The organism is Aeromonas sp. CD (assembly GCF_033349375.1).
Lineage (GTDB): Bacteria > Pseudomonadota > Gammaproteobacteria > Enterobacterales > Aeromonadaceae > Aeromonas > Aeromonas hydrophila.
The window spans coordinates 2703140-2730002 of sequence record NZ_CP137631.1 but is presented as its reverse complement, the minus strand read 5'-3'; the positions used below and the strand labels follow the sequence as shown (position 1 = coordinate 2730002).

Here is a 26863-nt window from a genome sequence, read left to right as displayed (position 1 = left end):
CCTCTCGGCGGTTTTTTTATGGGGCTCAGGCTGGTTGGCGCATGGCAAAGGCGTGCGGTCTGCGGCGCGGCACTATGATGGGGGCGCCGTCACCGGGGGCATGCAGTATGTCCACGTCGGTCTGGTAGAGGCGGTCGATGAGGGACTTGGTCACCACCTCGCGGGCCGGCCCCATGGCCTGGATGCCGCCGTCCCCCAGCGCGATCAGCTCGTCGCAGTAGCGGGCGGCGGTGGCGAGATCGTGGATGACGATGAGCACCGTCTTGCCCTCGGCGGTGATCTGATGGATGGCCTCCATCACCTCGGTCTGGTGGCCGATGTCGAGGGCGCTGGTGGGTTCATCCAGCAGGATGATGTCCGCATCCTGGGCCAGCACCATGGCGAGCCACACCCGCTGGGCCTGGCCGCCGGAGAGAGAGCTGGCGCTCTGCTGCAAAATGTCGCCCAGCTGCATCCGCTCGCAGGCCCAGCGCACCATGCGGGCATCCTCCTCGCTCCACTGATTGAACCAGCCCTGATGGGGATGGCGGCCGTACTGCACCAGCTGCTCGACCTGGATGCCGGCGGGCACCAGCGGACGCTGGGGCAGGTAGGCGAGCTCGCGAGCCAGCGCCTTCTTGCCGTAGCTGGCCAGCGGCTTGCCCTTGAGCAGGATCTCGCCGGCCTGCTGTTGCTCCTGGCCTGCCAGGAGTTTGAGCAGGGTGGACTTGCCGCCGCCGTTGGGGCCGACGATCCCCACCAGCTTGCCCTGGGGAATGGTGAAGGAGATGTCCTTGAAGACGGGCTTGTGCTGATAGCCAAATTGCAGGTGATTGATGGTGAGCGTCATCAGGCGGCCCTCGGTCTGTCTTGAAAATGGATGAATGGCATCGTCAGTCGGCCTTCTGGCGGTCTTTGAGCAGGATGAACAGCAGCAGCAGGCCGCCGAGAATGCGGGTCATGATGCCGGTGGCCACCTCGTGGGGGCTGGCCAGCACCCGCACCAGGGTGTCGCTGGCCAGCAGCAGCAGGGCGCCGCACAGGGCGGCAATCCACAGCGGCACGATGCGATCCCGGCTGAGCCAGGAGGCGAGCACCGGGGCCGCCATGGCGATGAACACCACGGGGCCACCGATGGCGGTGCCAAGCGCCGCCACGACGATGGCCTGGGCCAGCACGCCGAGCTGCACCCGGTTGACGTTCACCCCCAGACTCTGGGCGGTGATGGGGCCGAGGCGCAGTACGCCCAGGGCCCGGGAGAGATAAATGATCCAGGGGCAGACCAGCAGGATCAGGATCCCCACCGGCAGCACAGTGCTGTAGCCCTGGCCGACGAAATTGCCCATGTTCCACAGGTAGAGGCTGGTGAGGTGCACCAGCGACTGGGTGGACATCACGAACTGGCCGATGGCGTTCATCAGCTCGGAGACGCCGATGCCGATCACCACGAACAGGTAGCCCTGCTCCCCCGGCTTGTTGCACAGGGCATAGAGCACGGCGGCGGCAAACAGGGCGCCAAGCGGCGCGGCCCACCAGGGCCAGCTGCCGAGGGTCAGGTAGAGGGAGAAGGCGATGATGGCCAAGGAGGCCCCCTCGTTGACCCCGATCATGTCCGGGGTGGCGAGGCGGTTGCGAATGAGGGTCTGCACCAGGCAGCCGGAGAGGCCCATGGCCGCGCCCGCCACCAGCACGGCGACGATGCGCGGCAGCCGGATCTTGAAGACGGTCACCTCGCTCAGCCGGTTGCCCTCGCCAAGCAGGGTCTGGATCACCCCCAGCATGGTGAGCTTGCCGGAGCCCAGGGTCAGCGCCAGCAGGGAGAGCAGCACCAGTGCGACCAAGAGCCCCAGGGTGATCAGCCAGGCGCGGCGGTGCAGCAACAGGGTGCGGCTGCCAATGCGCAGGCAGACGGTGCCGGTAGGAAGCGCCGTGGTGAGGGAGGGATTGATGGAATTGTTCATGAGGCAGGCAACCTTATTTGACGGCCAGCAGGGAGCGGAAACCGCCGCTGCGCACCACCAGGATGAGCACGGGGGCACCGATCAGCGCCAGGATCACTCCGTTGGGCAGTTCGAACGGCTGGATCAGCCAGCGCGCCAGGATGTCGGCGCCGAGCAGGAACAGCACCCCGAACAGGGCGGAGAAGCGCACCTGGATGGCGAGGCGCACCGGCTCCACCAGACGGGCGCAGTAGGCGGCGAGAAAACCGACGAAGCCGATGGGGCCGGCGATGGCGATGGCGCAGGCGGTAAACAGGGTGGCGGCCAAGAGCACGCCGATGCGCACCCGGGTCGGCCGGATGCCGAGCGCCAGCGCCTGGTTGTCACCCATCTGCATCAGGGTGAGCTGACGACAGAGCGCCAGGGTCAGCAGCAGGCCGAGCAGGGCAAAGGGCATCACGGTGAGCACGGCATCGAGATCCGAGGCGGCCAGCGACCCCAGATTCCAGAAACGGAACTGTTCCAGCACCACCTGGTTGGAGAGCAGCAGGAAGTTGGAGAGGCCGCCGAAGGTGGCGGAGAGGGCGACCCCCACCAGGATGAGCTTGAGGGGGTTGGAGCGCCCCACCATCAGGCCGAGGCCGAGCACGATGAGGTTGCCGAGCAGGGCCCCCATGCCGGACCAGAGCAGGTAACCGTAGGCGGATTCGACGCCAAAATAGGTGAGGCCGATCACCAGGGCGAACACGGCGCCGGCGTTGACCCCGAGCAGGCCGGGTTCGGCCAGCGGATTGCGGGTGGCGCTTTGCAGCATGGAGGCCGCCAGCGCAAGACAGACGCCCACCACCAGGGCACACAGGGTGCGGGGCAGACGCAGGGTATGAACGATCATGGCGAGCTTTTCGTCGGCCATGAGGGCGGGATCGCCCAGCAGAAATCCGGCGACCTCGCGGCCACCATAGACACCGGCGCCGGTGGCCAGTGAAAGACAGATGAGCAGGAGCAGGAGAACCACTCCCAGCCAGAACAGGTGTGTTTGGTGTCTGTGCACCCGGCTACTCCTTCACGTCGAGGCAATAACAGCAGAAAAGGGAGCCCTGACGGGCTCCCTGCGGGGTTTACAGCTTGTAATCCACGCCGGCGTAGACGGTACGACCTTCCAGAATGAAGTCGGCGTCGGTGGCGACCTGGTCACGCTTGGTGTTGGTGAGGTTGGTGATGCCCAGCTTGAAGTCGAGCGCCGGGGTGACCTTCCACTTGGTGTTGACGTCCAGGGTCTGGTAGCTGTCGGACTTGAGTGCCTGGGAGTTGTGCATCGGCACCTTGATGAACTGGCTGCCTACGTACTGCCAGGCCAGGTTGGTGCTGACGATCTCGGTGGCCTGCCAATCCAGGCTCAGGTTGCCGGTGTGATCCGGGGTCTTGGCCAGATCGTCGCCAGTGCTCTTGTCTTCGGAGTCCAGCATGGTCCAGTTGCCGGTCAGCTTGACGTCGTCCATCACATCGACCCAGCCGGTCAGCTCCAGCCCCTTGACCCGCGCCTTCTTGACGTTGAGGTAGGTCATGACGGTCGGACGGTAGCCCGGGCCCCACTGATCGCTCTGGATCAGATCCTCGATGTCGTTGTGGAAGCCGGTGAGGCCGGCGCCGAAGCGATCGGCTTCATAGGCGGTGCCCAGCTCATAGCTGACGGCGGTTTCCGGTTTCAGATCCGGGTTGCCGATCACCTTGCAGGCGCCGCGGCAGGCGGTGGTGGCGAAGCCTTCGCTGGACTGGGCCAGGGTCGGGGCCTTGAACGCCTTGCCGGCGCCGCCCTTGATCACCCACTCGTCGCTCAGCTTGTAGAGCGCATAGGCGCGCGGGCTGAACTCGTTGCCATAGGTCTCGTGGTGATCCAGACGACCGGAGAGGGTCAGCGCCAGATCCCCCAGGCTGAACTCATCCTGCAGGTAGAGGGCGCTCTGGCTGGCATCCACGCTGCCGCTGGTGATGCTGCGGCTGTGCTCCAGCTCGGTTTTGCGGAATTCCGCCCCTGAGGTCAGCAGGTGATCCCCCAGGTAGCCGCTCAGCTGGCCGTCGACCGTGTGGTTGGTCTGAGTAACATCAGCGGCGCCGCCGTTGAGCTGGGAGTCATCCATCAGATCGGTCTGCTCGAAGTAGTAGCGGGCGCGGCTGTCGAAGTGCTCCCAACGACCGTTGTGGGTCAGCCCCAAGCTCAGGCGATCGAGTTTTTGCACGTTGTGCGGGGTAGCCGGGGCGGTGGGGGCACGCGGCACGTTGTTGAAATAGCTGTCCATGTCGTTCTGGTTGTAGCCCAGATCGAACTCCACATCCTGGTTGTCGGCCACCAGCCACTTCAGGCTGGAGAGCATGTTGACCACTTCCCGTTTCTCCAGCGCATCGGCGTCCGGGTTGTTGGACTGATCGCTGTGCCAGCGGTCGCGCTGATAGCCTTCCACCACCACGCTGCCGAGCAGCTTGTTGTCGATCAGGGCGCCGGAGACGAAGGCGTTGCCACGGTTGGCATCACCACCATCACCCTTGGTGGGCATGGTGTGGGTGTAGCCGAAGGCTGCCTCGGTCTGCTCCTTGGCCTGGCGCAGGATCACGTTGACCACGCCGCCGAGGGCGTCGGCGCCATAGAGGGAGGAGACGGGACCGCGGATCACCTCGATGCGCTCGATGGCGGCCATGGGGATGGAGCTCAAGTCGAAGTCATTGCCAAACGAGCTGCCCAGGGTTTCGCGAGCGTTGACCCGCTTGCCGTTGATCAGCAGCAGGGTGTAGTCGCCGCCCATGCCGCGGATCTTGATCTCGCTGCGGCCGGTGGGGTTGGTGCCGATGATGTTGACGCCGGGCACGTGCTTGAGTGCTTCGCCGACGTTGTTGGCGTTCATCTTGTCCAGATCGGCGCGGGTCACCACAGAGACGCTGGCCGGGGCGGAGAGTTCGGTGTGCTGGGTCTGGGTGGCGGTAACCACCATGGTCTCGTTGGCCTTGACCGCTTCGGCCTGGGCCAGGCCCGGCAAGGCAAACAGGCCGAGGGAGAGCAAAATCGGGTTCAAGCGAAATACGCCAGGCTGCAACTGCATAGTCAAAACTCCATGAATAAAACAGAGGTTATGGGGTCCGGCTCTGGGGCCGGTGGCTCACTGACTTCCTTGTCTGGCGGTGCCAGACTCGGGGTTATTGTTATTCCTTGTCTGTGCCAGCCCCTTGAGCAGGAGCCAGACACCGCCGCAGGCCAGCAGGCCGCAGCCGATATTGATCCAGGCCAGATGGGCAAATCCGTGCAGGACGCCGCTCTGATCCGACACCAGCAACCTGGCGGAGAGCAGGCTGCCGAGCCCGGCCGCCACATTGGTGACCGTGCCCTGAAAAGACATGAAGGCGGCGCGCTGATGGGGGGCCGGGATGGAGGCCGTGATGGCGAGGGTGGTGCTGGAGCGGGCCGAGCTCAGCGCCATGAACAGGGTGAACAGCAGGTAGACGGGCACGCCGACCGGCATGGCGAAACCGAGCAATGTGATCAGCGCCAGCAGCAGGCTGGTGATCAGGATGGCGGCCTGGGCACGGCCTTGATCAATCCAGCTGCCGCACAGCCGCATGGTGGCCATGCTGGCGAGGCCGCCGCACAGATAGAGGGCGGCGATCTGCTCGCGCGGGAACGCCAGGTTGAACTGGAAGTAGTTGGCAAAGTGCGGGATCAGCAGGAAGTGACCGAACATCTGCAAACAGAGGACGAACAGGGCGCCCTGGCAGAGCGGGGAGGCCAGCAACTGGCGCAGGCCGCTGCCGTGAGGGGCGCGGCTGACCGGCAGCGAAGGCAGCAGGGTGGCGCAGAGCAGGGCCAGCAGCAGGCCGCAGATGCCAAACAGCAGGAAGGGGCTCTGCCAGCCAAACCACTGGGCCAGCACCAGGGCGATGGGCACCACCAGGATGGCGGCCAGCGAGAACGCCATGCCCACGTAGGCGAGGCGGCGGCCCCGCTCGGCAGGCGGTACCAGATCCAGCACGGCCGCCATCAGGATGGCGGCGAGGGGCCCGGCCACACAGCCCGACAGGACGAACAACACCAGCAGCTGCTGGCTGTTTTGCACCAGGGCGCAGGCCATCAGCAGCAGAAAACGCAGGGTGAGCAGCACCAGCAGGGCGGGCTTGCGGTTGACCCGATCGAGCCAGGGGGCGGCGATGAGCCCCATCAGGGCTGCACCCAGGGTGGCACCGCCGCTGAAGTAGCCGGTTTGTTCCGGCTGCATGCCGAGGCTGATGACCAGATCCGGCCCGAGCGGCATCACCATCATCATGCTGCCCATGGAGAGCATGTTGACAAGCAGGGCCAGGTGGATGGCGGCGGGGGTGGTGGTCACTGGCTTCATCGACGGCAAGCTCAAAAAAATGAGACCGAATTGTATCCGAGCGATTTTTTCGTGACAACAAATGGTAATCATTTTTATTTGTGTTATTTGATCTGTCTCCGCTCTTTTCATAGAAAAATGAAGGGCCTGACCTTCACGGCGCGCATTGCTCACGGGCAAAATCATTGAAAAGCGGGGCGGATGGCCCATGATGACGAGGTGATATGCAGGCCATGATCTGGTTGGCCGCCGAGTGGGACGGGAGGAGAAGATGAGAAGATGGCGCGGGTTTGGACTCTGGCTGCTGTGGGGACTCTGGTGCCTGCCGCTGCAGGCCGAGGTGAAGGTGATCCCGGTATTCGAGACCCAGGCGGCGGTGCAGACCCTCAAGGATCTCTATCCGGAGCTGGGGGTGAGCGCCATGGGCAACCAGCTGGTGCTGAGCGGCAGCGCCGCCCAACTGCAGGAAGCCGAAGCGGCGCTGGCCAAATTCAACCAGCCGCCCCAGAGTCTGCTCATCGAGTGGCGGGTGGACGGCGCTTCCAGCAGTCAGCAGGCCGGGGTAGGGCTGGGCCGGGATGCGGCCAAGCGGCAGTGGCTGCTGGAGGGCAATGCCCAGCAGTATCAGCGCAGCCAGAACGACAGCTGGCAGGTACGCGGCCTGTCGGGTCGGCCGGTGCTATTGCAGATGGGCACCTATCAACCGGTCACCTTCTATCAGTGGAGTGGAGGCCAGGTAGTGGGGCTGATACCGCTCATCAACGGCCTCTATGCTACGGCCACCCTGATCGGCGACAGGGTACAGATAGCGCTCAGCAGCGAGCAGGCCAGGCTGGAGCAGGGCACCATCAACCGGGGGCAGAGTGCCACCGAGGTGAGCGGTGCCCCGGGGCAGTGGCTGACGGTGGGGGAGCTCTCCACCAGCGCGGCGCAGCAGGGCAGCAGCCTGGGCACCCAGTTGCAGGGGGGCAGTGGCAGTCAGAGCGATCGCCAGACCCTGCAGATCCGGGTCACGCGCCAGTGAGGCGCCTGGTTGATGACCTTGCCCCTCGGGTGATTGGTCATCTTGGTTGAACCTGGCTGATCAGTTGCCGGCGTGGGGCTGATCGGCTGCGTATTCACGCAGCTGGCGGCTGCGCAGCAGATACCAGAGTGACCAGAGGGTAGCGACCAGTACCAAAGCGGTGGGCCAGCTGAACGACCACTTTTGCAAATTGAGGCTGTGCAGTTGCATCAGCAGGCCGCTGGTGGCGGAGCAGAGCAGCAGCAAAGGGCTGTGGCGCCTGAGCCAGGCCCGGAGGCTGCGGGTCTGCTGATAGGTGCCGCCGCAGGCGAGCAGCGCCAGTATGGCGGGCACGTCGGTCAGCAGGCTGATGTAGAGGGCGAGCCGGTCCGGGTAGAAGAGGGTCAGGATGGCGCTGCCGCTCTCGCGGGTGACGCCGGCCATCAGAAACAGCCAGACCGAGCGGGTCAGTAAGAGGGCGATGGGCCAGAACCAGAGCGGAGGACGCAGCTGGCCGTGATCGTCATATCTGTGTTCGGGGTAGAGGGTCATGGTTGCCCGGGGTCGTCTGTGCAAAGGATGAAGGGGATATGGGGCGAAGGGGGGCCCTTTGCAAGGCGGGGGTGGGGGACGGGAATTAATCGGGGGGCCATGCCCCCCAATCCGCTTATCTCTTTTCGTGCCGGGCCGCCGGTGTCACAGCCAGCCTTTTCGCTTGAAGAACAGACCGGTGCCGAGCGACGACATCACCATCAACACCAGAGAGAGCGGATAGCCGTATTCCCAGGCGAGTTCCGGCATGCGACCGAAGTTCATGCCGTAGATGCTGGCGATCAGCGTCGGCGGCAGGAAGATCACCGCGGCCACCGAGAAGATCTTGATCACCTTGTTCTGCTCCAGGTTGGTGACCCCCATGGAGGCCTCCAGCTGGAAGTTGATCTTGTCGAACAGGAACTGGGTGTGGGGCAACAGAGACTCCACGTCGTGCAGCATCTCGTCGATCCACTTGTTCTGCTCGTTGCTCATCCGCTGGCGCAGGCTGCGCTTCAAGAAGCGCAGGGCGCGACGGGTATCGTGCAGGGAGAGACGGATCTGGCCGTTGGCCTCTTCCTGGGCCATCAACTCCTTGAGCATGGGATTGATCTGATCCGGCTCGAAGATCTGATCGGCGGTGTTTTCCAGGGTCTTGTAGCCATCTTCGATGAGATCGGAGAGGTATTCGACTTTCAGATTCTGCACCTCCAACAGGATGTCGAGGGCGTCTTCCACCTCCAGTCGATCCTGGCGCATATAGTGGCGCAGCAGGCGCACCAGACCGATGTCATCCTCGCGGATACTGATCAGCAGGTTGTTGCGCAGGGTAAAGGAGACGTGGACACCCTTGGTGTCACGGCCGATCCGCTGGGGAAACAGGGAGTGAATGTGCAGACCGTCGGTATCCCAGTAGAAACGGGCGGATGCTTCGATGTCATCCAGCTCCTCCTTGTCGGGCACCTCTTCCAGAAACAGGCCCGTCAACCATTCTCGTTCCGCCGTGTCCGGCTTGTAGGCATCCAGCCAGACGGTGTTGTCAGGCACTATGTCGTCAGGCCCGAGCGTGACTATGTCCAGTACCTTGTTATTGAGAATGTAGGCGGTGATCATCTGTCCCCCCTTAAGAAGTCATGGGTAATCAGGGATGGTTGCACAGGTCATGCGGCCTTAGAGCGCGTAGAAAGCGATCCCGTGGACAAGCTGAACGGGCCGATGGAAAACCTGAATGCGGCGAACTATACAGGGGCGGGCCGCGCTTGTCAGGGCCTATTCATCGGAGGTTCAGCCTGTTCGCTCAAAAAAACAGCGAGGTCGGAGCAGCCACGCCGACCTCGAAACGGGTGATCCCGGCGTCGCCTCCTTTATTCCCCCCGGCACGAGGGAGGAGTCGGGTTCACCGGCCGGGATGATAGGCTGCCGAGTGTCCTGCGACAGCCCCCGGCCGTGCGCCGGAAATCGCCTCTATTTGATGTGTTGGGGCTGAGCATTTTTGTTGTCTGCGCATTTGTTGTCTGCGCAGGTCTGCATGGGCAAGCCTGTTACATGTTGGGATAGTTGGGGCCAGAGCCGCCTTGCGGCGGGGTCCAGACGATGTTCTGGCTCGGATCCTTGATGTCGCAGGTCTTGCAGTGGATGCAGTTGGCCGCGTTGATCTGCAGGCGGGGCAGGCTCTCCGAACCCAGGATCTCGAACACCCCGGCCGGGCAGTAGCGCTGGGCGGGTTCGGCCCAGGTGGGCAGGTTGACCGCCACCGGGATAGTCTCGTCCTGCAGCTTGAGATGGCAGGGCTGATCCTCGTCGTGGCTGGTGTTGGCGAGGTAGACAGACGAGAGCTTGTCGAAGCTGAGCTTGCCGTCCGGCTTGGGGTAGTCGATGGGCTGGCAGCGGCTGGCCATGCGCAGCTGGCGGTAGTCCGGCTCCTTGTCCAGCAGGGTGAACGGCGAGGTACGAGCAAACAGCCGCTGCTCCAGCCAGTTGAAGGCGCCGCCGAGCCAGGGGCCCCAGCGGTGCAGGGCGGCGCCGAAGTTGCGCGCTGTTTTGAGCTCATGGGCCAGCCAGCTCTGTTGCAGCGCATCGCCGTATTCGGCCAGATCCCGGCCCCCTTCATCGCCGCCGTGCAGACTCATGGCGACTGTCCTGGCCGCCAGCATGCCGGACTTCATGGCGGTGTGGATCCCCTTGATGCGGGAGAAGTCGAGGGTGCCGGCATCGCAACCGATGAGCAGGCCGCCAGGAAAGTGCATGCGGGGCAGGGAGTGCCAGCCCCCCTTGGCGATGGCGCGGGCGCCGTAGCTGATGCGCTCGCCCCCCTGCAAAGCCGCGGCGATGAGCGGGTGGTGCTTGAGGCGTTGAAACTCGTCAAACGGGCTGAGCCAGGGGTTGCGGTAGTTGAGATCGACGATGAGACCGACCGCCACCTGATCCTGCTCCAGATGGTAGAGATAGAAGCCGCCCTGGCTCTTGTCTTCCTTCCCCTCAGAGAGCGGCCAGCCGCTGCCGTGCAGCACCCGGCCCGGTTTGCCCTGACCAGGGGGGAGCTGCCACAGCTCCTTGAAGCCGATGGCGTAATGCTGCGGCTGGGCGGCGTTTTCCAGCTGAAAGTCGGCGATCAGCTGCTTGCCGAGATGGCCGCGCGCCCCTTCGGCAAACAGGGTGTAGCGACCGAGCAGCGCCATGCCGGGCACGTGATCCGCTTTCGGATTGCCCGCTCGATCCAGCCCGAGATCGCCGGTGATCACACCCTTGACCCGTCCCGCTTCCATGATGAGTTCGCTTGCGGTAAAACCCGGGTATATTTCGACTCCCAACTGTTCGGCCTGCTGACCGAGCCAGCGACAGAGGTTGCCGAGGCTGATGATGTGGCTGCCCTCGTTGTGCATGCGCGGCGGCACCGCCCAGTTGGGCAGTTGCAGGGCGCGACTGTCGCTTTGCAGCAGGTGCACCTGATCGTCGTTGACCTCGACCCCGAGCGGGGCCTGTTGCCAGCTCTCTGGCAGCAGCTCCTTGAGGGCGACGGGATCCAGCAGGGCGCCGGAGAGCAGATGGGCGCCGATCTCCGCCCCCTTCTCCAGCAGGCAGACCGACAGCTCGGCATTGTGTTGTTTGAGGGCGATGGCGGCACTGAGTCCCGCCGGGCCGCCACCGACGATGACGACATCAAATTCCATTGCTTCGCGTTCCATCTTGCCTCTGTGCTCGACTTGGCCTAGGGTAGTGCTGGTAGTTTACGTAAACGTAAAGTGAATGTAAGCAAAAAAATGTGAGGGTTTTCATGGATTCACTCAACAGAAGCGAGGGATGCGCGTCATGAAGCTGCTGGTCGCGGTCAAGCGGGTGCTGGATTACAACGTCAAGGTCCGGGTCAAGAGCGATGGCTCAGACGTGGAGCTGGTCAACGTCAAGATGGGGATCAACCCGTTTTGTGAAATTGCGGTGGAAGAGGGGGTCAGGCTGCGTGAAGCCGGCGTGGCGAGCGAGCTGGTGGTGGTGACCTTCGGCCCCGAGGCGGCGGCCGAACAGCTGCGTCACGCCCTGGCGCTGGGGGCGGATCGGGCGCGTCATTACGTGACTGGCGAGACCCTGACGCCGCTCACCGTGGCTCGCGCCCTGCAACAGGTGTGCGAGCTGGAGCAGCCCGATCTGGTGCTGCTCGGCAAGCAGTCCATCGACTCCGACAACAACCAGGTGGGCCAGATGCTCGCCGCCCTCAATGACTGGCCGCTCGCCACCTTCGCCTCCGCCATCAAGCTGGTGGAGGGGGAATTGCAGGTGACCCGCGAGATCGACGGCGGCCTCGAGACCCTTGGCATGCCGCTGCCGGCGGTGGTGACCGTGGATCTGCGCCTCAACGAGCCGCGTTTTGCCTCGCTCCCCAACATCATGAAGGCCAAGCGCAAGCCGCTCGAGAGCGCGCCCTTCGCCGACCTCGGCGTCGAACCGGCCGCTCAGACCCGGCTGCTCGGGGTGATGGCCCCCGCAGCCCGCAGCGCCGGCATCATGGTGGGCTCGGTGGACGAGCTGCTGGACAAACTCAAGCACGAAGCGAAGGTACTCTGATGCTGCCAGCAATCAACAGAACCCCGCCCGCCGGCGACAAGCTCGGGGGCGTGATGGGCGCACAGGCAGGGACATCAACGGACGATAGCAAGGGGCAGTCATGAGCGTATTGATCATTGCCGAACATCATCAGGGCCGGTTGGCCGACAACGTGGCCCGCCTGGTCACCGCCGGGAGCCAGCTGGGCGGCGAGGTGCATCTGCTGTTGCTGGGGCAGGGGCTGACCGAGGCGGGCGAGCAGGCCGCCGCCCTGCAGGGAGTGAGCCGGGTGCTGCTGGCCGAGCATCCCATGCTGGCGGAGGGGCTGAGCGACGGAGTAGATCCGCTGCTGGCCCACATCGCGCGGGATTATCAGCACTGCCTGATGGCCGCCAGCACCCAGGGCAAGGATCTGCTGCCGCGGGTGGCGGCCAGACTCGGGGTGGAGATGCTCTCCGAGGTGACCGGCATCGAGAGTGGTGACACCTTCCTGCGCCCTATCTATGCGGGCAACGCCGTGGCCCGGGTGGCGAGCAGCGCCCCCATCAAGGTGCTGACCATCCGGCCCACCGCCTTCGCCAAGGCGGTGGGCGGTGGCCAGGCTCAGGTAGCGCGGTTGCCGGTGAGCGAGGTAGCATGCCGTACCCGCCTTATCGAACGGCGCGCCGTGCGCTCCGCCAGACCCGAGCTCGCGGCGGCGCGGGTGGTGGTCTCCGGCGGGCGGGCACTGGGCTCCAAGGCGCAGTTCGCGCTCATCGAGGCGCTGGCTGACAAGCTGGGCGGCGCGGTGGGCGCCTCGCGGGCGGCGGTGGATGCGGGCTTTGTCGCCAACGATCTGCAAGTGGGCCAGACCGGCAAGGTGGTGGCCCCCGAGCTCTATATCGCGGTCGGTATTTCCGGCGCCATCCAGCATCTGGCGGGGATGAAAGAGTCCAAGGTGATCGTCGCCATCAACAAGGACAGCGAGGCCCCCATCTTCCAGGTGGCCGACTACGGGCTGGTGGGGGATCTCTTCACCTTGCTGCCGGAGCTCACCGCCAAGCTGTAACCTGGTGAAAAAAGGGGGCTGGGGGCATTGAGCGCCGGCAAGCGCCCGTTTCCACGCATGTTCTCTGCAAGCCCTGACCCGTTCAGGGCTTTTTTCTGCCAACTGCGCCGGCGGCGGGTCGACAAAAGGTTGAGCCAGCTCCCAAAAAGCCTTTGATCCGGGGGCTGCACTTGTGTAAAACCAGACAAGTCACCGATCACACTCATCCACTCACGGAAAGCGTCATGAGCAAACAGATTTACAACTTCTGCGCCGGCCCCGCCATGCTGCCGGTCGAAGTCATGGAGCGCGCCCAGCGCGAATTTTGTAATTTCCAGGGGCTGGGAGCCTCGGTCATGGAGCTTTCCCACCGCGGCAAGCCCTACATGGCGGTCGCCGCCAAGGCCGAAGCCGATCTGCGCGAGCTGCTGGCGGTGCCGGACAACTACAAGGTGCTGTTCATGCACGGCGGCGGCCGTGGCCAGTTTTCCGCCGTGCCCATGAACCTGCTGGGGGGCGCCAACAAGAAGGCTGACTATCTGCTGACCGGTGTCTGGGCTGCGAGTGCCGTGGACGAGGCGCGCAAGTACGGCGACATCCAGACCTTTGACGGGGTGGCCAAGAGTGCCGAGGGTATTTCTCACCTGCTGCCGACCCCGGCGTTTCGCGCCGATGCGGCCTATGTGCACTACTGCCCGAATGAAACCATCGACGGCATCGAGATGTTTGACATCCCGGCAACCGGCAAGGTGCCGCTGGTGGCGGATCTCTCCTCCACCATCCTCTCCCGTCCCATCGACGTGAGCCGCTTCGGCATCATCTATGCTGGCGCCCAGAAGAACATCGGCCCCTCTGGGCTGGCCATCGCCATCGTGCGCGATGATCTGCTGAACCAGGCTCGTGCCGATGTGCCGTCGATCTTCGACTACCAGCTCACTGCCAAGAACGACTCCATGTTCAACACCCCGCCCACCTACGCCTGGTATCTGGCCGGGCTGGTATTTGAGTGGCTGAAAGAACAGGGCGGCCTTGCGGCGATGGAAGCACGCAACAAGGAGAAGGCCGATTTCCTCTACGGCTATCTCGATCAGTCGAGCTTCTATGGCAACCAGGTGGATGCCAGCTGCCGTTCGCGGATGAACATCCCGTTCCAGCTGAAAAATGCCGAGCTGGACAAGCTGTTCCTGGCCGAATCGGAAGCCGCCGGCCTGCTGGCGCTCAAGGGACACCGCATTGTCGGCGGCATGCGCGCCAGCCTCTACAACGCCATGCCGCTGGAAGGGGTGAAGGCGCTGGTCAGCTTTATGGACGGCTTTGCCAAGCGCCACGGCTGAGGCGTTTTTCCCCGATTGCCGACGCCGGGGACTCCCCGGCGTCTGTTTTTTCCGTGATGCCGGACCGGCCGCCCTCGCCGCCTGCTTTTGTGCCACCCGCAGTCTTGCCGAGCAGGGCGCGGGCTGCTAACGTCCGGTCAGGTCATTTTTTTGAGATCGTACAGGAAGTCTATGAATTCGTTGCGTTTGGAACCTATTTCTCGTGTGGCCGGTGAGGTCAATCTGCCCGGCTCCAAGAGCGTGTCCAACCGGGCCCTGCTGCTGGCAGCCCTGGCCCGTGGCACCACCCGGCTCACCAACCTGCTCGACAGCGATGACATTCGTCACATGCTGGCGGCGCTGACCCAGCTCGGGGTCAAGTACAAGCTCTCCGCCGACAAGACCGAGTGCACCGTGCACGGTCTGGGTCGCAGCTTCGCGGTGAAAGAGCCGGTCAATCTGTTCCTCGGCAACGCTGGCACCGCCATGCGACCGCTGTGTGCCGCGCTGTGTCTGGGCTCCGGTGAATACACCCTGGGCGGGGAACCGCGCATGGAAGAGCGCCCCATTGGCCATCTGGTGGATGCCCTGCGTGAAGCGGGCGCCCATATCCAGTACCTGAAGAAAGATGGCTATCCGCCGTTGGTGGTGGATGCCAAGGGGCTGTGGGGCGGCGACGTCCATGTCGATGGTTCTGTTTCCAGCCAGTTCCTGACGGCGTTTTTGATGGCGGCGCCGATGGCGGCGGGCGACACCCGCATCCACATCAAGGGGGAGCTGGTCTCCAAGCCCTACATCGACATCACCCTGCACATCATGAAGCAGTTCGGGGTGGTCATCGAGCACGACAACTACAAGCTGTTCTACATCAAGGGCAACCAGAGCTACGTCAGCCCGGGTGACTTCCTGGTGGAAGGGGATGCCTCCAGCGCCTCCTACTTCCTCGCGGCAGGCGCCATCAAGGGCAAGGTGCGGGTCACCGGCATCGGCAAGCACAGCATTCAGGGCGACATCCACTTCGCCGACGTGCTGGAGAAGATGGGCGCGCGCATCACCTGGGGCGATGACTTCATCGAGGCCGAGCAGGCGCCGTTGCACGGCATCGACATGGACATGAACCACATCCCCGATGCGGCCATGACCATCGCCGTGGCCGCACTGTTCGCCGAGGGGCCTACCTCGATTCGCAACATCTACAACTGGCGGGTGAAGGAGACCGACCGCCTGCACGCCATGGCGACCGAGCTGCGCAAGCTGGGCGTCGAGGTGGAGGAGGGGCGTGACTTCATCACCGTCACCCCGTCAGCACAGCTCAAGCATGCGGCCATCGATACCTACAACGATCACCGCATCGCCATGTGCTTCTCGCTGGTGGCGCTGTCCGATACCGCCGTCACCATCAATGATCCGGGTTGTACCTCCAAGACCTTCCCGGACTACTTCGACAAGCTGGCCAGCATCAGTCAGCGCGCGTGATGAACCCAGGCCCGCCTCGCTGCGGGCCTGTTTCTTTGGGCTGTCCCGCTCTGCTACCCCCTCTCTTCATCCTCGCTTAGCAGTATTATTAAAACTTGCAAGGCAGGATAAGAAAATTCCTTCCAAGATAATGTAATTTTCTATTTACACCGCTGCCCGTGCGGGCTAGATTGAAGTTTCTTTATCGCAGTCATCTAGCAGGAAGCCTTGTCATGCAGCATCAAACCGACGACGTTCGTATCAGTGAAATCAAAGAGTTATTGCCCCCGGTTGCGGTGCTTGAGAAGTTTCCGGCCACCGAGACCGCATCCAGTACCGTCTTTGAATCCCGTCAGGCCATCCATCAGATCCTGGCCGGTGAAGATCAGCGCCTGCTGGTGGTGATCGGCCCCTGTTCCATTCACGACCCCGCCGCCGCGCTGGAGTACGGCAAGCGCCTCAAGGTGCTACGTGACGAACTCAAGGGCCAGCTGGAGATCGTGATGCGGGTCTACTTCGAGAAGCCGCGTACCACGGTGGGCTGGAAGGGGCTGATCAACGACCCTTACCTCGACAACAGCTGCCAGATCAACGACGGCCTGCGCATCGGTCGCAAGCTGCTGCTGGATCTCAACGACATGGGGCTGCCGACCGCCTCCGAATTCCTCGACATGATCACTCCGCAATACGTGGCGGATCTGATGAGCTGGGGCGCCATCGGTGCCCGTACCACCGAATCCCAGGTGCACCGCGAGCTGGCCTCCGGTCTCTCCTGCCCGGTGGGTTTCAAGAACGGCACCGACGGCACCATCAAGGTGGCCATCGACGCCATCGGGGCTGCCAGTGCGCCGCACCACTTCCTGTCGGTGACCAAGTACGGCCACTCCGCCATCGTTGCGACCCGGGGCAACCCGGACTGCCACATCATCCTGCGCGGCGGTCGTGAGCCGAACTACAGCGCCGCCCACGTGGACGAGGTGGTGAAGGGGCTGGACAAGGCCGGTCTGCCACAGAAGGTGATGATCGACTTCAGCCACGCCAACAGCAGCAAGCAGTTCAAGAACCAGATGCTGGTGGCCGAGGACGTGGCCGGTCAGCTGCGTGCCGGCAGCCGGGCTGTGTTCGGCGTCATGGTGGAGAGCCATCTGGTGGAAGGGCGTCAGGATCTGGTGGAAGGGTGCGAGCTCACCGTCGGTCAGAGCATCACAGATGCTTGCATCGGCTGGGCCGACACCGAAATCCTGCTGCGCAATCTGGCCGATGCGGTGGCCACCCGCAACGCAGGCTGATCCCGGCCTGGCGGCGCCGCGTGGCGCGCCTGAGCTACGGCACAAAACAAAAGCGCGACCCTGGGTCGCGCTTTTTTATTGGCCACAGCGGGCGGCAGGCATGATCACCAGCGGTAGGTCTTGAGCAGTTGCTCGAGCTTGCGGCACTGCTCCACCAGCTGGACGCTGGCAAGATTGGCGGCGTGAGCCTGGCCCAGGGTGTCGTTGGAGGTGTTGCGAATGTTGCTCACCGAGCCGTCCACCTCGCTGCAGACCCTGTCCTGCTCCTCGGCGGACTGCGCCATCTGGGCGTTGAGGTCGTTGATGCTGCTGATGCGGCCGATGATGTTCTGCATGGCGGCCAGGGTCGCCTCTGTCTTGTGGATGCTCTCGTCCGCCTTGGCCTTGGCATCCCCGATCACCGACACCGCGCTCTGGGCCTCGTTTTGCAGGGCGGCGATCATCTGGGAGATCTCCTCGCTGGCGGCGCGGCTGCGGTTGGAGAGGGCGCGCACCTCGTCGGCCACCACCGCAAAGCCACGGCCCTGCTCGCCGGCCCGGGCCGCTTCGATGGCGGCGTTGAGGGCCAGCAGGTTGGTCTGATCCGCAATGCCCTTGATCACCTCCAGCACCCCGTCGACCGCCAGACAGCGGTTGTCGAGCTGCTGGATCACCCTGTCGACTCGCTCTATTTCCGCCGACATTTCACCCATGTCGTTGATGGAGTGCTGGGCGAGGCGACTGGTGTTGGCCGCATCCTGGTTGGTGAGGGCGGAGAGCTCGGCGCTCTTGCGGGCGTGCTCGCGCACCTCGTGGGAGCTGGCGGCCAGCTCGCTGACGGCGGCGGCCACCTGTACCGTCATGCTCTCCTGCTGGCGGGCCGAGCCTTCGGTCTGGGTCGCCACCTGGCGGATCTGGTTGGACTCCTGATAGAGCTGGTGGGTGGCACTTTCCACCTCCTGCAGGCTGTGGCGAAACCCCTGCACCATGTCGCTGACGGCGCGGGTCATCTCGCCCAGCTCATCCCGGTTGGGATTGATCAGGGGGAGGGAGAGATCCCGCTCCTTGGCCATGCGGGTCATGGCCAGCTGCAGGTGGCGTACCGGCCGCTTGATGTAGCGCTGCAGCACCCAGCCCAGCAGGCCGAAGCCCAGCCCGAACACCGCCACCAGGCTGCCGCTCAGGATCAGGTTGTTGCGATGGATCTCGCCAAAGGTGTGGCTGAGATCGTAACTGATGCGCACCGCCCCCATGACGGTACCTTCCGCCACCTGGTGGCAGGTGGTGCACTGGGTGCCGCGGTACTCCTTGTAGGCCTTGAAGGGCTTGATCAGGGTGAGCTGGTTGCCCTGCTGTTCGAGAATGGTCTCCCCCTGGTTGATGGCACGCTCGTCCAGCTTGTCTTCAATCTGCTGATCCGGGTGGCCGGGGCCGAACAGGCTGGTCACCGCCGGGGCCCGGATCAGGCGGGCCTCGACGATGCCGGCCTCGCTCTTGAGCTTGGTCTGCACGATCTGGCGGTTGGCGATGGCCCCCGTCATCATCAGCACGTTGAGCTGATCCATGTAGGTGTTGGCGGCGCTCTCCACCTTTTCACCCGCCAGCCGGATGGCGAGATCCCGTTGCAGCCAGGCGGAGAGCTCGAAGCTGAGGGCGAAGGTGCAGCCGATGACCAGGGCGAGGGGGAGAAAGATTTTCCAGTTCAGAGACAGATTTTGCATCGTTGGCAGGTCCATGCGCAGGTGAGCGATCGTCAATGGTTGATGACTCTCCCCACGCTCGCTCATCAGAACGGGGGAGATGGTTCTCTATCGGCACACCCTACCTCATCTTGAGTAAATTATCTGTTAACTGGATCCGTGTTGGAGGTTAATGGTGCGTAGCAAACGAAGGTTGTTCGTCGTTGAGTTGATCCAGCACAAACTTGGCATTTATTGATAGTGGTTATCATTTGCATTATTTCACTTGATAACCCTGCCTGCGATGACACCACTGCTGACCCCGACCATGACCGGTCTTGCCACCCCGGATCCCCTCAAGTTTGCCTTTGGCGCCAAGACCTCGGCCCACGCCAGTCGAGGTGGCATGCGCCCGCTCACCCTCGACCATGCCGACTGGCAAGCCTGGTGGCGCCGCGAGAGCGAGGCGGACGAGCGGGCGCTCTATATCCACATCCCGTTTTGCCGCAAGCGCTGCAGCTTCTGCAATTTCTTTGAAAATGGCGCCAACCCGGCCCGCATCACCCGCTATGTCGACGCGCTCTGTCGCGCGCTTGCCCAGGCTGCCGAGACACCCTTCACCCAGAGCCGTCCCTTTTCGGCCGTCTATGTGGGGGGCGGCACGCCGACGGACATGAGCGCCGACGAGCTGGCGATGCTGGCCGCTGCCATCCGTCGTTTTCCCCTGACTTCAGATGCGGAGGTGACCCTGGAGGGGCGCCTCAACGGTTTTGATGATGCCAAGTGGCACAATGCGCTGGCGGGCGGCTTCAACCGTTTCTCGTTCGGGGTGCAGAGCTTTGATACCGAGGTGCGCCAAGAGGCGGCCCGCTTCGACGATAGGGAGACCCTGCTGACCCGGCTGGGGGAGCTGACCCGTCACAACGACGCGGTGATCGTGGCCGATCTCATCTTCGGCCTGCCGGGCCAGGATGATGCCGTGTGGCGTCAGGACATCGCGGATGTGATGGCGAGCGGAGTGCACGGGGTGGATCTCTATCAGCTCATCGCCATGGCCGGCACCAATCTGGCCCGTGCCGAGGCGAGGGGCAAGCTCGGCTGGGCCGCCGACGGTCAGCAGCGCGCTGTCATGTATGCCTATGGCGCCCAGACGCTGGAGCAGGGGGGCTGGCAGCGGCTCTCCTGCAGCCACTGGCGGCGCGGCGAGGCCGAACAGAGCCGCTACAACCAGATGGCCAAGCGCGGCGCCGAGATCCTCCCCTTCGGGGCCGGGGCCGGCGGCAACGTGCATGGGCACGGCCTCATGTATGGCCGGGATCTGGCGCTCTGGCACGAGGCGCTGGCGGCGGAGCAGCGGGCCCCCGGCATGGTGATGGGGCGCAATCCCAATGGCCGCCTCGATGGTCTGCTGCGCGGCGCGCTCGACAGCGGCTGGCTGGCGCTGGCCCGCTTGCCGACGCCGCTGCGGGTACATCTGCAACCCTTGTTCGAGGCCTGGCAGCAGCACGGACTGGCAACGCTGAGCGAGGCGCGGTTTGAGCTCACCCTGGCGGGGCGCTTCTGGAACGTCAATCTGCAGGCCGGACTGTTTGAATACTTGCAGCTCAACCCGCTGGCGGGGTCGGGTACGTCACCTGCCGATCCGGCGCAGGCGGTGCGCCATTCGCTGGTGTGAGTGCACTGGCCGAGAGGGCCTAACAAAGAGAGGATGATAAACAAGGGGGCACCTGATGTGCCCCCTTGTTCGTTATGGCTGGTGGACCTCTTCCACCCGCACCCGCAGCTGCCCCTCTGCAAGCTGGGTGACCAGCGTCTGGCCGGCATCGACCTGGGCGGCGCGGCTGATCACCTCACCGCTCTGGGTGCGGGTGATGGAGTAGCCGCGCCCCAGGGTGGCGAGCGGGCTCACCCCGTCGAGGCGGGCGCTGAGCATGGCGAGGCGGTGGCTAGCAAGGTCTTGGCGCTTGGCGATGAGGGCATGGAGGCGCTCCTCGGCCAGCTGGTGGCGACGCTTGCCGGCGGCCAGCAAGCGCTCCGGGCTCTTGCCCTGCAGGCGCAGCTCCAGATTGGCGAGGCGCCGCTCCCCCTGATGCAGTCTGTGATTCATCAGTTGCTGCAAACGGGCGGAGAGCTCGTCGAGGCGCTGGGATTGCTGCTCCAGCCGCCGCTTCGGATCCTGATGGTCGAGCCGCTTTTGCAGCAGGATGAAATCGTGGCGGGCGGCGGTCTGCTGGCGGCTCATGGCCTGCAGCAGTTGCTGCTTGAGATGGGCGAGGCGCTGGGCACGGGCGCTCTGATCCGGCGCCACCAGCTCGGCCGCCGCCGACGGGGTCGGGGCGCGCAAGTCGGCGGCAAAGTCGCTGATGGTGACGTCCACCTCGTGGCCCACCGCGCTCACCACCGGGATGGCAGAGTTGGCGATGGCGCGCGCCACCGCCTCTTCGTTGAAGCACCAGAGATCTTCGAGCGACCCGCCGCCGCGACCGACGATCAACACATCCACCTCGGCGCGGCGGTTGGCCAGGGCAATGGCAGAGACGATCTGGCCGATGGCGGCGCTGCCCTGTACTTGAGTCGGGTAGATAAACACCGGCAGATCCGGCGCGCGGCGTTTGAGCACGGTCAGCATGTCGTGCAGGGCAGCGCCGGTGGCGGAGGTGATGAGGCCCACCGCGCGCGGTTCGCGGGGCAGCGGTCGCTTGCGCCCCTCGTCGAACAGTCCCTCGGCGCCGAGACGACGCTTGAGTTCCTCAAAGCGCAGCGCCAGCACGCCATCACCCGCCGGCTGCATCGATTCGATGATCAGCTGGTAGTCGCCGCGCGGCTCATAAAGCGAGACCCGCGCCTGCACCAGCACCTGCATGCCGTCCTGAGGGCGGAAGGCCACCCGCCGGTTGTTGCCCTTGAACATGGCACAGCGCACCTGGGCCGACATGTCCTTGAGCGAGAAGTACCAGTGGCCGGAGCTTGGCATCGCCAGGTTGGAGAGCTCGCCGGTCAGCCACACCAGCCCCAGATCCTGCTCCAGGATCATGCGCACGGCGCTGTTGAGGCGGGTGACGGTAAAGACCTGCTGTTGTCTGCTTTGACTCGGTTCGTTGCGGTAGTTCAAGGCTGGTCCTGCACTGTGTGCCCCGCCTTGGGGGCGGGGGCATAAAACAATGGCGCCATCTTAACGCAGTTCGGGGCGAACGCCGAGCGGCGCTGGCCCTGTCGGGCTCAGCGTGCGTCCGGATCCTGAGGCTGCGCCCGGGCCTGAACGGCCGGGGTGCTGGTCTGGCTGGTCACCAGCCAGACCGAGAGGCAGACGACCAGGCCCCCCAGCACGAAGCCCTGGTTCAAGGTCTCGCCCAGCACCAGCGCGCCCCACAAGATGCCAAAAGGGGGAATGAGGAAGGTGACGGTGAGACTGCGCAGCGGGCCGATATCGGCGATCAGTCGAAAATAGAGCAGATAGGCGAGGGCGGTGCAGACCACGCCGACCGCCAGCACGCTGGCCCAGGCGGTGGGCACGGCCCAGTCGACCGCGGGGCCGGCCGCCAGCTGGTAAGCGAAAAAGGGCAGCAGGAACAGGCTGGCACCCAGCTGGCTGCCAAAGGCCACCAGCTTGGCATCGAGCCCGCCGCGATGGGTGATCCAGCTGCGGGTGAGAAAGCCGGCGAGGCCGTAGCAAGCGGTGGCAAACAGGCAGGCCAGCACCCCGGGCAGCAGATGCCCACCGGCACTCACCTCGCCGGTGGTGGTGATGAGGCTGATCCCGATCACCCCCAATACCACCCCCAGCCATTTGCGCCTGTCAAGGTGCTCGTTGAAGCAGGAAAAGCCGATGAGGGCCCCCATCAGCGGCGTGGTGGCGTTGAGGATGGCCGAGTAGCCGGCCGGCAGCCAGAGGGCGGCGATGGCGTACATCAGAAACGGGATGGCGGAGTTGATGACGCCGAGCAGCATGGCGGACTTGAGCTTGCCCTGAAAGCCCATGGGGGCGCGCAGCAGCAGGAGCATGACGGCAAGCCCGATGAGGGCGAACAGGACCCGCAGGAAGGTGGTGTTGACGGCGCCAAACGCCGGGGCGGCGATGCGCATGAACAGGAAGCTGGCGCCCCAGATGGCGGCCAGCAGGAGCAGGCGCCCATAATCGGCAGGTTTCATGGTGTCGTCCTTGAGGTGATGGTGGCCAATATTGGCGCTGCATCGGCATGATGCCGACAAGGTGCCTGTGCTGGCAACTGCCTGGATGGCAGCAGGGCATCCATGCCCTGGCGTACCGGTGTGTGGGTGACGGGAGCGTTACGGCTCCGGCTGACTCACGAAGGCAATCTTGTGCAGGCCGTGTTGGGAGGCCTGGGCCATCACCCTGGCGATGATGCCGTACTCCACCTTGCGATCGATGCGCAGCTGGATCTCGGGCAGCTCCCCCTCGGCCTGGCCGGCGCTCTCCATCTTGGCGAGCAGGGCGGCCTCGTCGACCTCCTGATCGTTCCAGTAGATCTTGCCGGCGCCATCGATTGCGAGATTGATGTCCTGCTTGTCTGGCTGGTTGAGCTGGCTGCTGGCCTCTGGCAGCTCCAGCTTGACCGCGTTGGTGAGCAAGGGGGCGGTGATCATGAAGACGATGAGCAGCACCAGCATGACGTCGATCATCGGGATCATGTTGATCTCGGAGAGGGGTTGATCGTCCCCCTCGTCCGACAGTTTGCCAAATGCCATCAGCCGCGCCCCTGTCTGGTTTCCCGCTCGACCAGCGGGGTGACGTTGTTGGTGGCGACCTGCTCGAAGCCGGTCACCAGCAGGGTGAACAGATCGTGGCCAAACTCTTCCAGCGCCGCGAGCCTGAGGCGATTGCGCCGCACGAAGAAGTTGTAGATGAGCACGGCCGGCAGGGCGACCGCGAGGCCGAAGCCGGTCATGATCAGCGCCTCGCCCACGGGGCCGGCGACCTTGTCCAGACTGCTCTGGCCGGCGGCGCCGATGGCCAGCAGGGCGTGGTAGATGCCCCAGACGGTGCCGAACAGCCCGATGAAGGGGGCTGCCGAGCCCACCGAGGCGAGGAAGGCCAGCCCCTGCTCCAGCCGCACCCGCTCCTGGGTGATGGCACGGCGCATGGCGCGCAGCAGATATTCATCCGGCGAGCCCAGCTTGCAGCTGACCGCACGCTCCTCGGCCCGGTTCAACTGGGCCACGGCCGCCAGCGCGGCGCCGGTCAGCCGGCCATAGGCCTCCTGCGGCGGCAGGTGGGCCAGCTGGCGCTCCATCTCCTGCACGCTGTCGTGTTGCCAGAAATCGGCGATGAAGCGGGCGTTGAGGCGTTGTTCCCGCTGCGCGAGGTAGCCCTTGAGCAGGGCGTAATAGCAGGTGCCAAGGGACATCAATACCAGCAGGATGAAGGGGATCAGCCCCACACCGCTGTTCTGGCTGAGCAGGTGGGCGATGCCCATGCCGTTGCTTGCGATTTCAGGATCCATGTTCAAGCCCTTAATTTGAAAATGATGGTGACTTTTGCCGAGGCCTCGACGGCCACGTTGTTCTGTTTGGCAGGAATGAATTTCCAGCGGCTGACGGTCTTGCGGGCCGTCATGTCCAGCCGCCGATAGCCGCTGCTCTTGTCCACCTCCACCGAGGCGGCGGTGCCCTCGGCCGTCACCCGCACATTGAGGATGACCCGCCCCTCTTCTCCCCGTCGTCTCGACTCATAGGGGTATTGGGGCTCGGGGTTGTTGAGCCGGGCATCGCGGGCGATGGGGGCGCTGTTGCCCGCGCCGCCGCCAGCCTTGTGGGCAGGACTTTGACTGGTACTTCCGCCGCTCGCTTGTGCGGCCGTTGCCGCCGTCGCAGGAGCGGGCGCACTGGCCGGCGGTTGCGGACTGCTCACCGGCATGACCTTGGCGGGCTGCACCGGCGGGGGACTGTGTTTAAGCGGTTTGACCACCGGCTTGACGCTCTTTTTAACTGGCTTGAGCGGCGGTTTTTTGGGGGTCGGCAACGGCTTGGCTTTTTGCGGCACTTTTTGTACTTGCTGCACTTTTTGTACGTGCTGCGCTGTGGGAGCAGGGGCGGGGGCCGCCTTGGCTGGCGCGTCATTGGTCGCTGCCTCACCAACCCAGCGGGCCGACAGGGTCAGCGGCAGGGGCGGGGTGATGGGCGCAGGCTGGTGCGCATAGAGCCACCAGAAGGCGGCAAGATGCAGAGAGATCGCGATGGCAAGGCAAACGAGACGGGCGGCGTCGGGATCGTTGGCGGGCAGTGTTGGTCTCGGGCTGCAGGAGTCCATCACTTGTCTCCCTTCCAGGTCTTCATATTCATACTCAAACGGCTAGTGTGAAGGCGCCAGAACAGGCGTCAGGCTGCTAGCATGCCTGATAACAAGAATCACAAACAACAACCATTATCAATCGCATTTTAATCGTAAAGGCAGCCGCTGATGCCAAGCGCCGGCTGGGTGAGATAAAGGGGTGTGCCGTTGGTCATCAAAGGCCTAGCGCTTTGGTCTTGATATGAAAGGAAGCGCAATGAAGCCTGGATCCAAACGCCGTGGCAGGGCGGCATTACGCGACGGTGAGAAGCAATATCGCGCCAGATGGCAGTGCTGGAGACAATAAAAAGCGGCCCTTGGGGGGCCGCATTGGGTTCATGAAGAGTGATTTACTGCTGGCCTTTTTTGATCGTCTCGGAAACCAGATTGGACATGTCGAAACTGGTACCGCCCTGAACAGGGGGATATTGCACCAGCGTCTTGAGGTGATCGCCGACGATTTCATTGACGGGGGCCAGCAGCCACGACATTTTTTGCAGCAGATGGCCCTGCGCATCGCGGGCATCATAGCTTTCGAAAGGGTCGGCTCGCAGGTTGTATATCTTGGGAACGGTCAATGGCACCACATTGGCATAATAATCCTCCTTGGTGGAGAAGTGGAATTTCCACTGGCCGAGTCGCACCGCAGTCAGTTTGTCTTCGTAATAATAAAGAATGGAGTCGCGGTTGGATTTACTGGTTTTTCCTTCCCAATAATCGAGGTTGTTGATGCCATCGATATATTGTTTCTTCTCTTTCATCATCTTGTCTGCGACATTGGTTTCACCTGCCGCTGCTGCCAGGGTAGTAAACAGATCCTGATGCCCCTGAATACCGTTCAAGACGGTACCAGCAGGAATATGACCCGGCCAGCGCACCATCATGGGGACTCTCACCCCGCCTTCATAGGTTGACATTTTTTCGCCACGGAAGGGGGTGGTACCGCCATAAGGCCAGGAGGAGTGTTCCGGGCCATTGTCCGTGCTGTAAACAACAATGGTGTCTTTATCTAGCCCTTTTTTCTTCAAATAATCGAGTACGAGGCCAATATCATGGTCATGCTGCAGCATGCCGCTGCCGTGATAGTCATATTCGCTGGTGTACTCTTCCGCGGCATAACGCCATTTCTCATTGAGCCGGGTATAGAGATGCATGCGGCTGGTATTGAGCCAGACAAAGAAGGGTTTGTCGGCAGAGCCAGCCTTGTCCATAAAGCCCAGCGCTTTCGGGATCACCTCGTCCTCGTCAAATGCCTTCATGCGCTCCTGGGTTAGCGGACCCGTATCGGTACACTTCTGTTTGCCCACCTCGCCAAAGCGCGGCTCGACCGTCTTGTCGTCTGTCGTTGTGGCGTAACAGTGGAGCACACCTCTGGTACCGAACTTCTGGTCGTACTTTTCGACAGAGCCGGAGTGCTCTTTGGCGAAGCGCTGGTAATCCCGCTGCTCGGACTCTTCCTGGGTGTTGAGGTGGTAGAGATTGCCAAAGAACTCGTCAAAGCCGTGAACCGTGGGCAGGGAGAAGTTGTGATCGCCCAGGTGGTTTTTGCCAAACTGACCGGTGGCATAACCCTGCGCCTTCAACACTTCGGCCAAGGAGGGGGAGGCGCTTTTCAGACCCAGCGAGCCCCCCGGCATACTGACCGTCGTCATACCGGAACGAATGGGGTACTGCCCGGTGATAAAGGCTGCTCGTCCTGCCGTTGAGCTGGGCTGGGCGTAATGATCGGTAAACATGGCCCCTTGCTGGGCAATGCTGTCAATATTGGGAGTACGGTAACCCATAGTGCCCATGCCGTAGGCACTCACGTTTTGCCAGCCGATATCATCACCAAAAATGACCAGAATATTTGGTTTTTTTGCTTCTGCGGCATGCAGCGATGGCACGACGGACATTGCCGTGAGCATCGCGGTCGCGATAAGCGTTTTACGCATGATAACTCTCCTCGGTTGTATTTAAATAAACAACGACTCTGCCTTGTTT

General features: G+C 63.5%; 22 protein-coding genes. 7 read left to right on the top strand and 15 right to left on the bottom strand.

What is annotated here, in order from left to right:
- Positions 1-25: 25 nt before the first annotated feature.
- The 5 genes from R2E40_RS12670 to R2E40_RS12650 all read right to left on the bottom strand — a co-directional run bounded on the left by R2E40_RS12670 (position 26) and on the right by R2E40_RS12650 (position 6298).
- Complete coding sequence (locus R2E40_RS12670) at positions 26-829, bottom strand: amonabactin ABC transporter ATP-binding protein (protein WP_045526902.1); 804 nt, start codon at positions 827-829, stop codon at positions 26-28.
- 43 nt (positions 830-872) lie between these two features.
- Positions 873-1940, bottom strand: a complete 1068-nt coding sequence (locus tag R2E40_RS12665; protein ID WP_318163510.1) for an amonabactin ABC transporter permease subunit 1 — start codon at positions 1938-1940, stop codon at positions 873-875.
- A gap of 13 nt (positions 1941-1953) precedes the next feature.
- Positions 1954-2970: an amonabactin ABC transporter permease subunit 2 gene (locus tag R2E40_RS12660; RefSeq protein WP_049047220.1), complete on the bottom strand. Its 1017-nt coding sequence runs from the start codon at positions 2968-2970 to the stop codon at positions 1954-1956.
- Between the two features lie 67 nt (positions 2971-3037).
- The gene (locus R2E40_RS12655; protein WP_318163509.1) at positions 3038-5011 is read right to left on the bottom strand and encodes a siderophore amonabactin TonB-dependent receptor; all 1974 of its coding nucleotides are present in this window, start codon (positions 5009-5011) and stop codon (positions 3038-3040) included.
- A gap of 57 nt (positions 5012-5068) precedes the next feature.
- A complete protein-coding gene (locus R2E40_RS12650; RefSeq protein WP_318163508.1) occupies positions 5069-6298 on the bottom strand; it encodes a siderophore amonabactin export MFS transporter in 1230 nt (409 codons plus the stop codon).
- A 250-nt stretch (positions 6299-6548) separates the two neighbouring features.
- Here R2E40_RS12650 and R2E40_RS12645 point away from each other — a divergent pair, with 250 nt between their 5' ends.
- Positions 6549-7301, top strand: coding sequence for a hypothetical protein (locus R2E40_RS12645; RefSeq protein WP_318163507.1), 753 nt, complete (start codon positions 6549-6551; stop codon positions 7299-7301).
- A gap of 60 nt (positions 7302-7361) precedes the next feature.
- On the opposite strand, the gene R2E40_RS12640 is transcribed toward R2E40_RS12645, so the two are convergent.
- The 3 genes from R2E40_RS12640 to R2E40_RS12630 form a co-directional block, all read right to left on the bottom strand.
- Positions 7362-7832 carry a DUF2919 domain-containing protein gene (locus R2E40_RS12640; RefSeq protein WP_201904762.1) on the bottom strand — a complete coding sequence of 157 codons (471 nt, stop codon included), beginning with the start codon at positions 7830-7832 and terminating at the stop codon, positions 7362-7364.
- A gap of 144 nt (positions 7833-7976) precedes the next feature.
- Entirely contained in the window at positions 7977-8924 is a 948-nt protein-coding gene (gene corA / locus R2E40_RS12635) for a magnesium/cobalt transporter CorA (RefSeq protein WP_011705843.1), read from the bottom strand.
- A gap of 428 nt (positions 8925-9352) precedes the next feature.
- Complete coding sequence (locus R2E40_RS12630; protein ID WP_318163506.1) at positions 9353-10996, bottom strand: electron transfer flavoprotein-ubiquinone oxidoreductase; 1644 nt, start codon at positions 10994-10996, stop codon at positions 9353-9355.
- A 124-nt stretch (positions 10997-11120) separates the two neighbouring features.
- Between R2E40_RS12630 and R2E40_RS12625 the strand changes: the two genes are divergently transcribed.
- The 5 genes from R2E40_RS12625 (at position 11121) to aroG (ending at position 16933) form a co-directional block, all read left to right on the top strand.
- Positions 11121-11870 carry an electron transfer flavoprotein subunit beta/FixA family protein gene (locus R2E40_RS12625; protein ID WP_318163505.1) on the top strand — a complete coding sequence of 250 codons (750 nt, stop codon included), beginning with the start codon at positions 11121-11123 and terminating at the stop codon, positions 11868-11870.
- A 100-nt stretch (positions 11871-11970) separates the two neighbouring features.
- Positions 11971-12897 (top strand): electron transfer flavoprotein subunit alpha/FixB family protein, encoded by a 927-nt coding sequence (locus tag R2E40_RS12620; RefSeq protein ID WP_318163504.1) that lies wholly within the window; start codon positions 11971-11973, stop codon positions 12895-12897.
- A 224-nt stretch (positions 12898-13121) separates the two neighbouring features.
- Complete coding sequence (gene serC, locus R2E40_RS12615) at positions 13122-14210, top strand: 3-phosphoserine/phosphohydroxythreonine transaminase (RefSeq protein ID WP_011705848.1); 1089 nt, start codon at positions 13122-13124, stop codon at positions 14208-14210.
- Positions 14211-14381: 171 nt separating this feature from the next.
- Positions 14382-15665, top strand: a complete 1284-nt coding sequence (gene aroA, locus R2E40_RS12610; protein ID WP_043123365.1) for a 3-phosphoshikimate 1-carboxyvinyltransferase — start codon at positions 14382-14384, stop codon at positions 15663-15665.
- 212 nt (positions 15666-15877) lie between these two features.
- Positions 15878-16933, top strand: coding sequence for a 3-deoxy-7-phosphoheptulonate synthase AroG (aroG, locus tag R2E40_RS12605; RefSeq protein ID WP_011705850.1), 1056 nt, complete (start codon positions 15878-15880; stop codon positions 16931-16933).
- Positions 16934-17037: 104 nt separating this feature from the next.
- Here aroG and R2E40_RS12600 read toward each other — a convergent pair whose 3' ends face one another.
- Complete coding sequence (locus R2E40_RS12600; protein WP_318163503.1) at positions 17038-18633, bottom strand: methyl-accepting chemotaxis protein; 1596 nt, start codon at positions 18631-18633, stop codon at positions 17038-17040.
- A gap of 262 nt (positions 18634-18895) precedes the next feature.
- On the opposite strand from R2E40_RS12600, the gene hutW reads away from it, so the two are divergent.
- Positions 18896-20266, top strand: coding sequence for a heme anaerobic degradation radical SAM methyltransferase ChuW/HutW (gene hutW, locus R2E40_RS12595; protein ID WP_318163502.1), 1371 nt, complete (start codon positions 18896-18898; stop codon positions 20264-20266).
- A 72-nt stretch (positions 20267-20338) separates the two neighbouring features.
- On the opposite strand, the gene xseA is transcribed toward hutW, so the two are convergent.
- The 6 genes from xseA to R2E40_RS12565 form a co-directional block, all read right to left on the bottom strand.
- Positions 20339-21703, bottom strand: coding sequence for an exodeoxyribonuclease VII large subunit (xseA, locus tag R2E40_RS12590; protein WP_318163501.1), 1365 nt, complete (start codon positions 21701-21703; stop codon positions 20339-20341).
- A gap of 107 nt (positions 21704-21810) precedes the next feature.
- Entirely contained in the window at positions 21811-22740 is a 930-nt protein-coding gene (locus R2E40_RS12585; RefSeq protein WP_318163500.1) for a DMT family transporter, read from the bottom strand.
- 138 nt (positions 22741-22878) lie between these two features.
- Positions 22879-23298, bottom strand: a complete 420-nt coding sequence (locus R2E40_RS12580; protein WP_011705855.1) for an ExbD/TolR family protein — start codon at positions 23296-23298, stop codon at positions 22879-22881.
- Positions 23298-24053 carry a MotA/TolQ/ExbB proton channel family protein gene (locus R2E40_RS12575; RefSeq protein ID WP_011705856.1) on the bottom strand — a complete coding sequence of 252 codons (756 nt, stop codon included), beginning with the start codon at positions 24051-24053 and terminating at the stop codon, positions 23298-23300. Before R2E40_RS12575 ends, R2E40_RS12580 begins: the two co-directional genes overlap by 1 nt.
- A gap of 2 nt (positions 24054-24055) precedes the next feature.
- The gene (locus R2E40_RS12570; protein WP_318163499.1) at positions 24056-24859 is read right to left on the bottom strand and encodes an energy transducer TonB; all 804 of its coding nucleotides are present in this window, start codon (positions 24857-24859) and stop codon (positions 24056-24058) included.
- Positions 24860-25230: 371 nt separating this feature from the next.
- Positions 25231-26814, bottom strand: a complete 1584-nt coding sequence (locus R2E40_RS12565) for an arylsulfatase (protein ID WP_318163498.1) — start codon at positions 26812-26814, stop codon at positions 25231-25233.
- Positions 26815-26863: the final 49 nt, after the last annotated feature.